Below are 8,615 nucleotides of genomic sequence, written 5' to 3'. Positions count from 1 at the left end.
GCGACGCTGCTGGAGATGGCGGAACATGCGACGGTGCCGGTGATCAACGGGCTGACCAACCGCACGCACCCCTGCCAGATCATGGCCGACGTGATGACCTATGAGGAACATCGCGGGCCGATCGCGGGACGCAAAGTGGTCTGGTGCGGCGACGGCAACAACGTCTGTGGCAGTTTCCTGCATGCGGCGGGGCAGTTTGGCTTTGACTTCACCTTTACCGGACCGGAGACGCTGGACCCCGAGGAGAAGTTCATCGATTTCGCCCGGTCCAAAGGATCGAAGGTGATCACCCAGCGCGACCCCTATGCGGCGGTCGAGGGGGCCGATCTGGTGGTGACGGACACCTGGGTGTCCATGCATGACCCCGAAAGCGCCAAGGAACGGCGGCACAATCAACTGCGCCCCTACCAGGTGAACGAGGCGCTGATGAGCCGGGCAAAGCCCGACGCGCTGTTCATGCATTGCCTGCCCGCGCATCGCAATGACGAGGCGACGAGTGCGGTGATGGACGGACCGCATTCGGTGATCTTCGATGAGGCGGAGAACCGGCTGCACGCGCAGAAGGCGGTAATGCGATGGTGTCTGGGGGTTTAAGCTCGCGTGACTGGAGGTCGGATCATGGTTCGCCTGCGTCTCCCGCTGACCGCCGATGCCGAGGCGCGCGCGGCCTTGGGGGTCTCTGCCGCGATCAACCGGATGTATGGCGCCCAGACGGAAACCGTGCGCGTGATGCCCCGACGTCAGGCAACCCGCTGGTTGAAAGGCCTGCAAAAGCATCCCAACGCCTGGATCATCGAGGCCGACGGCGCGCTCGTCGGCGAAGCACGCCTTGACGATCTCAATCCGACCGACCGCCGTGCGCGGCTTGCCATCGGCCTTCACAGCGAATGCGACCTCGGGCGCGGGATCGGTCGCAGGGCAATCGGCCTTGTCCTTCAGCAGGCTTTCGGTCCCTTGACGTTGCAGCGGGTAGACCTTCGGGTACTGGCCTACAACGTCCGGGCCATTCGGTGCTATGAAGCCTGTGGCTTCATCCGCGAAGGCGTCGAAAGAAACGCCGCACTTGTCGGCGGTGAGTGGCATGACGACTGGATCATGGCGATCCTCGAACCCGAATACCGGGAGCGCTTTTACGACGGTTCGGCCTAAACGGCCCGCACCTGTTGATCTTCGACGAGGCGGAGAACCGGCTGCACGCGCAGAAGGCGGTAATGCGGTGGTGTCTGGGGGTTTAAGCTGATCCGGCCTTGCAACTGCAGGCGGCAAGGCCGGACCCTGCGACAGCACCGGCCAGATCAGGCGACCGCGTCTGCCGGTTCGCCGCCGAAATGCGCCCAGAATTCGTCGCGGGCATTTGTCTCCGGGAAAGGCGTGTCGGGCACGGCGACGCCGAGGAGCTTGCAAAGCGGTGCCCAGCCGTCGGCAGGGGTAAATACCAGCAGGCGGTCGGCGGGGATTGTGGCGCGGACCTTGGCGTTGTTGGCGCGATAGGCGGCGATGCTGGTTTCGCGATCCAGCCCGCCCAACGCATTCTGGATCACCACCTTGTCCATAGTCTCGAAGATAGCGGCAATCGGCGGCGGTAGGGGAATGCCCGGGCGCAGTGCAAAGAACTTGCCGATCGTCTTGGAATAGCTGGCCCACCAGTCATCCTCGGGACGTTCGGTATGGATCACCTTGGCGTCTGGAAAGGCGATGGACAGTTCGTGCCAGACGGTCGCCCCTGGAAAGTCGACCTGAGAGGTGTAGCCGGTAAAGACCTCTTCCCAGTCCACCTCCTCACCCGCGGCAATCGCGTCCCAATGCGGCGGCTGGGCGGGGTTTCCCATCACCTCGACCATGTGGTGGCAGGGGCCGAAGCCCACTTGCTCCAGCGCAAGTTTGGTCGACATCGTGCCGGTCCGGCCAAAGCCGGAGCCAATGACTTTCAATCCCATCGGAGCGGGTCCTTCTTGCTAAATGGTTGATTTCGGTTGACGTATGGGAAACCTGTCGCAAATCGCGCCCGCACTCAACCGAACCGATTTCAGTGGCCATGCACGAAATTCAGCTTCACCGCATAGACCTGAACCTGCTGGTGGTCTTTGAGGCGTTGATGCTCGAAGGCTCGGTCGCCGGGGCGGCGGACACGTTGGGCAAGACGCCATCAGCGGTCAGTCATGCGCTGGCGCGGCTGCGTGAACAGGTGGGCGATCCCTTGATCGTCAAGGTGGGGGGGCGAATGCAGCCCAGCCCCTTTGCCCTGACCCTGATCGAAGAGGTGCGCCCGATCCTGCGTTCGGTCAAGCGGGTGCTGGTGCGGGCGGCGCCCTTTGACCCTGCGACGAGCGGGCGCGTCTTCCGGATTGCCATGCCAGCGATCGCCGCGGTGATCAACCGGGTCATGGGCGCAGTCCGGGCCGAGGCGCCCGGGGGTCAGGTTGGAATGGTTGCGCGCCGAAAGTGCGACCTATCCTGCCGTCGCCGATGGGCTTTGCGACCTTGCCCATCTCGGCGGCGAAACGCGGCTTCCCGAAGGTCTGGACGAAGTCGAATTGCCGCCGGTTCTTTGGTCTACATTCCTGCGCAAGGATCATCCGGCGTTGCAGGATTGGGGGCCGGAGGTCTGGTCACGTTGGCCGCATGTGCAAGTGTCGATCGACAACAATGTCCGCAGCCCGATGGCCGATGACGCGGCAAAGCCCGGCACATCCCGGCATATCGGCGCCGTGATTTCCGAGTTCCTCGGCCTCGGCAGCCTTTTGGCCCACAGCGATTTCCTGGCCACATTCCCGCCCATAATCATGGCGCAGCAGATGCAGGTCTGGGATCTTGCCGTGCGGCGAGCGCCGGTCAGCCTGCCGCAGTTCCGGATGCGCTTCTTCTGGTCGACGCGACTTGCCCGCGACCCCGGCAGCAGCTGGCTGCGCGAGATCGTGCTGCGGGTCTATCGTGAAGAGCACGCAGCCGCCGAGGCGCTGGTCGCGGCGGCACTCGGGGTGCCCTGAAGGACGACCTGACCGGCAAATGACGGCACTTTCCCGTCTGGCGAGGACCGTGCAGGGGATACATCTGGCGTAATCGGTGTCTGGGCGGGCCGGCCTGCGGGTCAGCCGCTGATCCAGACCTCCAGCAGGCCGGGCCGGGTCTGGGCGTATTCCCCTTCGGTTACATCCAGCACACCGACTGCGGGCGATCCGGGGAGGCTGGCCGAAACCTCGGCCGCGAGGGCCTGCGCCCGCGGCTTGTCAGCGGGGTGAAAGAAGCGGACTTCACTCAGGCCAGCGGCGTGGGCATATTCCTCGCCGCCGTTCTGCAGGCCCCAGCCCTTGGCCTCAAGTGCGGTGGCAAGGGCACCAACAGTGTCGCGCGGCAAAGCGGTAAACTGGATGTAGACCTGTGTGCCGGTGCGGTCTATTGGCCCGGGGTCGGCGGTGGGGGTTGCGGGTTGCGCGGGCACGGTGGCAACGGGTGCTGTTCCAACCACGGCGGCGACAGGTGCGGCCTCGACTACGGCGGCGGACACGTGGCATTCGTTGCTGCGGTAAAAGCTGAGCAGGCATCCCGCCGATGCGATGGGCAAGCGGTTGCCGCTGATCATCTGCGCGGTGAAGGCTGCGGCCCACAGCAGGAACAAGACCGTCAGCACCCACGACACCAGTACCGCAACGCCGCGCTGCATCTGGGCAAGGATCGCCACGACCAGCGATAGACCGACCAGTGCGGCAGGGATCTGCCAGAACGGCAGGCCGGACTCCTTCAACTGGCTGGCCAGAACCGCAGCAAGGCCAAGCACCAGAAAGCCGCCGGTCAGGAACACGGCGGCGGGCCGGTTGATCCTGAGCGCGGCCTGCAAAGTCTTGATCGGGTCTAAGGCCATATTGCACCCTCAGAATTGAGGTGAAAAATCAGAAATAGTGGTAAAGTTGCAAAGCAAAGTGTGCCATAGCGCGGATTTCCGTGCAAACGGGAATCGGGGGCGCCTTAGCCGACGCGATGTTTCAGCACGACAGGCAGCACGAGGTCTTCTTCGTCATCAAGGTGACGGGTGAGCATGTGCCGGAACGCCTGAAGGTCGGTGAGGAAACGGGCCGTTTTATCGCGTTGGCGGGCCTCGTCGGGTTCTTGCAGTGCGGCATTGGCGCCTTTGGCAAAACGATCGATCAGATCGTGCAAGGCGTGGTGGTCGGCATCCAGCATGTCGAAACCCTTCGCAATGCGGGGTTCCAGCCGCGCCAGTTTCGGGAAATAGGCGTCATCCTCGATCTGGTGGTGGCCGATCAGGTCGGACAGCATGCCCGACCCCTGGCGCACAAGGCGCTGGGCATAGGCTTCGGGGGCGAGTGTCCGGTCAAGGCGGGCCTGCGTGTCTGATGTCAGCCGTTGCAGGGTCTGGCGAAAGGCAAGGTGGCGATCCAGCCAAAAGGCGGCCAGACCATTGAAGTCGCGGTGCTGCGACCAGCCGGTACGAGGGTAGTCGGCAAGGATCAGCTGGAATTCGGTTGGAAGTCCGCTGCGGGTGGCAAGGGCAAGGGTGGGTTTGTGCATGGCCGTCACCTTGCCCGTCGGGCGCACTGGGGGCAAGCCCGCCACTGGACGCGCATTCGCAGGCGGTCTAGGCATGCATGATCTGCGGGCCTTGAATGGCCTGCCATGCCGGAGAGCCCCAAATGATCCACGCCACATCGGTTGTTGCCATGGACCGCACGCTTGGCGCGCTGTCAAAGATCCTGGAAAAAGCCGAGGCGCATTGCGCCGCGCGCACTATCAAGCCCGAGGCGTTGCTGGGATTCCGGCTGTTTCCCGACATGTTGCCGTTGACCCGGCAGGTGCAGTTGGCCTGCGATTTTGCCGCCCGTGCAGCGGCGCGGCTGGCTGGGGCAGAACCCAAGAGCTTTCCCGACACGGAAACAACCTTTGGCGAATTGCAGGCGCGAATTGCGGCAGTGCGGGCCTATGCGGCCAGCTTTCCGGCGGCGGCCTATGATGACGCGGCAACGCGGGACGTGACGATCAAGATGCGCGGGCAGGATGTGACCTTGCCGGGCCTGCAGTACCTGACAATGTATTCGCTGCCACAGTTTCACTTTCACGCCACGACCGCCTACAACATCCTGCGCCATAACGGAGTGGAGATCGGCAAGGCCGACTACATGGGGACAGCATGACCAGCGCCGTCCTGACGTTCGGCATGCAGACGGGCCGACATGCAGATGGGCACGGCGGGCCGGATTGCGGTTGGGCGGGTGCCGACGGTGGATCAGTTGGCGGGGCTGCTGGCGGCCTGAGACGGGGCGTCGCGGTTCAGGCGGTCGGCGTCCGCCGTCCGTCCGGCCAGCAGCGCCACCGCAACCAGCAGCAGCGACAGCGCGGCATAGGTCGGACGAAAGCCGAAGTGTTCCGCGAGGTAGCCGATGGAGGACGGGGCGACGAGAATCCCGCAATAGCCGACCATGGTGACCGTGGAAATCCCCACCGCCGAGGGCAGGCGGGCGTGATTTCCGGCGGCGGAAAACATGATCGGCACCATGTTTGCAATGCCAAGGCCGGAGATCGCGAAGCTGGCGATGGCCACAAGATCGTTCGGTGCCAGCGCCCCGCCCATCATGCCCGCAGCCCCCAGAAAGCCTGAGACCCGCAGCGTCTGCACTGCGCCGAACCGGTTGCGGACATGGTCGCCCATGAAGCGCATGATCGCCATGGCGCCGGCGAAGAACGCGAACGCAAGGCCCGAGCGGAACACGTCGGAGCCAAGTTCCTTGGACAGATAGATCGCCGCCCAGTCCAGCACCGCGCCTTCCGGAACCATCGAGAAGAACGCCATGAAGCCGAGAATCCAGATGCCTGCGTCGCGCGGCAGCAGGTGCTGCTTTGGCGCGGCAGTCACGGTCAGCGGGGCGGGCGCGGTGGACAGAAGAAACGGCATTGCGGAAAAGACCAGGAGCGCAGTGATGGCGGCGGTGATCAGCGACTGAACTTCGGAGCCCCAGACCAAAATCACATAGCTGCCCGCCGAGCCGCCAAGAAATCCGCCAAGGCTCCAGAACCCGTGCGAGGACGACATGATCGCCCGGTTGAGGCGCTTTTCCACCTCGACCGCCTGAGCGTTCATCGCCACGTCCATGCAGCCCGCCATGGCCCCGAACGCCGCCATGAACAGGGCCAGCGCCGGGATCGAGGGCGAAAAGACCACTGCAGGCAGCACCGGGATCAGCGCGAGGGAAAACACCGACAGAACCCGGCGCGCGCCAAAGCGGGCAATCAAGCGGCCCGAAAACAGCATCGAACCGACCGCGCCAATGCCAAGCACGAGGATGAGCAGGCCCAGCACCGATTCCGTGATCTGGTGGCGCGGCAGCAGCAGCGGGATCTGCGGTGCCCAGGCCCCCATGACAAAGCCATTCGCCAGAAACATCGTGGCGACGGCCCAGCGGGCGTTGCGTGCCTGAGTGAGAGTATCGTGCATTTCGGCCTCATACCGTGGTTTGGCGAATGGTTTGCTTGGCTGGCGTCTGGAGGGTTTCGCACCCTCCAGACCTCCCGCGGGATATTTGGAGAAGAGGAATTTGGTAGGTTGGAGCAATTACGTTCGGGGCGATGCTTATCTGGTGGCAGAGGAAAGGGGAAGGTGGTGATGGGGCACCGGTCTGCGCCGGTGGTCTGGTTGCGTATGGTCAGGTGCCGCGGGGTTTGGCCTTGAGCGTGGGTTCGGCAATCGTCGGATCGTCGGGCCAGGGGTGGCGGGGATACGCGCCGCGCATGTCTTTGCGCACCTCTGCGTAGGAGGTTTTCCAGAACCGTGGCAGGTCGGTTGTGACCTGTACCGGGGCACGGGCGGGAGACAACAGCGTGATCTTGAGCGGCAGCCGCGCGGCGCCGATCAGCGGGTGGCTGGTGACGCCGAACAGCTCTTGCAGGCGGATCTCGATGGCGGGGGTGTCGCTGTCGTAGTCGATGGGCACCTGACGGCCGAGGGGGGTGGTAAAGGCGGCCGGCACCAGTTGGTCGAGGGTGGCAAGGCGGTTCCAGCCAAGGTGGGCTTTCAGCGGTTCGGTCAGGTCAAGGGCGGCGAGGTCGGAGGCGGTGCGGCAGGTGGCAAGATGGGGCAGGAGCCAGTCTTCAGCGCTGACAAGCAGCGCCTCGTCGCTGACCTCGGGCCAATCGGCGGTGCGGGCGAGGGCTGCGCGGGCGCGCAAGCGGCGCGCGGCGGGCGTCCAGGGCAGGCCGAGCTGGCGCAGGCCGTCCAGTGCTGCGCGGGCGATGGCATCGGGCGGCGCATCCCACGGGCGATCGTCGAGGATGAGGGCACCGAAAAGCTCTTGCCGGCGGGCCAGCACCCGGCCATCGCGGCGCGACCAGAGGCAGCTGTCTTGCCAGCTGATGCGGGGGGCGTAAATCTCGCGCAGCTCCGCTTCGGGCAGGGCGATTGCCTGGTGGATCAGCGCTTCGCGGGCATTGCCGTCAAGATCGGTGGCCACGATTAGTCTGGCGTTGGCAAGGGGCGTGCCGGGGGCCATGGCAGCGCCTTTGCCACCGGACAGCACCCAGCGCGGGGCGTCGCCCTTGCGGCGCAGACCGATGCGGTCGGGATAGGCGAGGGCCGCCATCTGCGGGGTGGTCAGGCCGGGATGGGTGGCCTTTGGGGCGACGGAGGTCAGGCGGCGGGCCTCTTCGCGGATCCGCTCCACCGTTGGGCGGTGGGCGTTTGGGCCGGGGTGGGCGATGGCGGCAAGGCGCAGGGCGAGGTCGGGCGGGGCGTCGCGCAGGGGGTCGCGTTCGGCCATCAGGGCGGCCAGGGGGGCGGCAGCGGGTCCGGCAAGAGCCAGCATGTGGCCGAGCCGGGGGTGCAGGGGCAGGGCCGCCAGTTGCGCGCCATGCGGGGTGATGCGGCCTGCGTCATCCAGCGCGCCGAGGCTGCAGAGCAGCGCCCGCGCTTCAGCAAGCGGTCCGGGCGGTGGTGGCGTGAGGAACGGCAGGTCTGACCCGCCCCATTGCGCCAGTTCCAACGCCAGGGTCGCGAGGTCGGCGACCTCGATCTCGGCTGGGGGGAAGGGAGCCAGGCCGCCGTCTTCGCCGCGCGTCCAGAGCCGGTAGCAAACGCCATCGGCAACACGGCCGGCGCGGCCACGGCGTTGTTCGGCCTCGGCCTTCGTCACCCGTTCGGTGACCAGGCGCTGCATGCCCGAGGCAGGGTCGAACCGGGCGCGCCGGGCGCGGCCCGCGTCGATCACCACGCGGATGTCTGGCAGGGTCAACGAGGTTTCGGCGATGGCGGTGGCCAGCACGATCTTGCGATCAGCCGCCGGGGCAAGGGCGGCGCGTTGGGCGGCAAAGTCCATCGCGCCAAACAGCGGGCGCACGGTGCAGCCTTGCAGGTCTGACAAAAGGGAGGCCACGCGTCGGATCTCGCCCTCACCGGGCAGGAAGACCAGCACGCCGCCCGTCGTCTCAGTCAGCGCCAGACGGATGGCTGCCGCGACCACGGCCTCAAGCCGGAGTGTGGTATCGGGCGGACGCGGCAGCCAGCGCGTTTCGACCGGAAACGCGCGGCCTTGCGACGTGATGATCGGCGCATCGCCCATGAGCCGGGCCACCGGGGCTGCATCAAGGGTTGCCGACATCACGAGCAGTGCCAG

Annotated in this window: 8 protein-coding genes and 3 pseudogenes; 5 read left to right on the top strand and 6 right to left on the bottom strand. The window is 65.7% G+C overall.

The features are described 5' to 3' along the window. Together RMO18_RS13725 and RMO18_RS13720 are read left to right on the top strand one after the other, a co-directional pair. Window positions 1-594: pseudogene (locus RMO18_RS13725) on the top strand (ornithine carbamoyltransferase); the annotation flags it as partial. A gap of 24 nt (window positions 595-618) precedes the next feature. Beyond that, entirely contained in the window at window positions 619-1,149 is a 531-nt protein-coding gene (locus RMO18_RS13720) for a GNAT family protein (RefSeq protein ID WP_309666623.1), read from the top strand. 146 nt (window positions 1,150-1,295) lie between these two features. Here RMO18_RS13720 and RMO18_RS13715 read toward each other — a convergent pair whose 3' ends face one another. Continuing rightward, on the bottom strand, window positions 1,296-1,937 hold the full coding sequence (locus RMO18_RS13715; RefSeq protein ID WP_309666621.1) for a sulfotransferase: 642 nt from the start codon (window positions 1,935-1,937) through the stop codon (window positions 1,296-1,298). Window positions 1,938-2,035: 98 nt separating this feature from the next. On the opposite strand from RMO18_RS13715, the pseudogene RMO18_RS21140 reads away from it, so the two are divergent. Continuing rightward, window positions 2,036-2,179: pseudogene (locus RMO18_RS21140) on the top strand (LysR family transcriptional regulator); the annotation flags it as partial. On the opposite strand, the gene RMO18_RS13710 reads toward RMO18_RS21140, so the two are convergent. Then, window positions 2,158-2,385 (bottom strand): hypothetical protein, encoded by a 228-nt coding sequence (locus RMO18_RS13710; protein ID WP_309666619.1) that lies wholly within the window; start codon window positions 2,383-2,385, stop codon window positions 2,158-2,160. The pseudogene RMO18_RS21140 and the gene RMO18_RS13710 sit on opposite strands and share 22 nt — an antisense overlap. A gap of 29 nt (window positions 2,386-2,414) precedes the next feature. On the opposite strand from RMO18_RS13710, the pseudogene RMO18_RS13705 reads away from it, so the two are divergent. Continuing rightward, window positions 2,415-2,987: pseudogene (locus RMO18_RS13705) on the top strand (LysR substrate-binding domain-containing protein); the annotation flags it as partial. Window positions 2,988-3,088: 101 nt separating this feature from the next. Here the strand turns inward: RMO18_RS13705 and RMO18_RS13700 are convergent. Both RMO18_RS13700 and RMO18_RS13695 read right to left on the bottom strand, forming a co-directional pair. Then, window positions 3,089-3,859: a hypothetical protein gene (locus RMO18_RS13700; protein WP_309666617.1), complete on the bottom strand. Its 771-nt coding sequence runs from the start codon at window positions 3,857-3,859 to the stop codon at window positions 3,089-3,091. A gap of 104 nt (window positions 3,860-3,963) precedes the next feature. Beyond that, window positions 3,964-4,527, bottom strand: coding sequence for a hemerythrin domain-containing protein (locus tag RMO18_RS13695; protein WP_309666615.1), 564 nt, complete (start codon window positions 4,525-4,527; stop codon window positions 3,964-3,966). Window positions 4,528-4,649: 122 nt separating this feature from the next. Here RMO18_RS13695 and RMO18_RS13690 point away from each other — a divergent pair, with 122 nt between their 5' ends. Beyond that, a complete protein-coding gene (locus RMO18_RS13690; protein ID WP_309666614.1) occupies window positions 4,650-5,147 on the top strand; it encodes a DUF1993 domain-containing protein in 498 nt (165 codons plus the stop codon). Between the two features lie 92 nt (window positions 5,148-5,239). Here RMO18_RS13690 and RMO18_RS13685 read toward each other — a convergent pair whose 3' ends face one another. Further along, entirely contained in the window at window positions 5,240-6,445 is a 1,206-nt protein-coding gene (locus RMO18_RS13685; protein WP_309666612.1) for an MFS transporter, read from the bottom strand. A 208-nt stretch (window positions 6,446-6,653) separates the two neighbouring features. Further along, the coding region (gene hrpB / locus RMO18_RS13680; RefSeq protein ID WP_309666611.1) for an ATP-dependent helicase HrpB at window positions 6,654-8,615 on the bottom strand (1,962 nt) is incomplete at its 5' end.

This window comes from Tabrizicola sp., assembly GCF_031377265.1.
Taxonomy (GTDB): domain Bacteria; phylum Pseudomonadota; class Alphaproteobacteria; order Rhodobacterales; family Rhodobacteraceae; genus JAUYQR01.
Note: the sequence above shows the minus strand (reverse complement) of the source record. Positions and strands in the feature narration are given on the sequence as shown.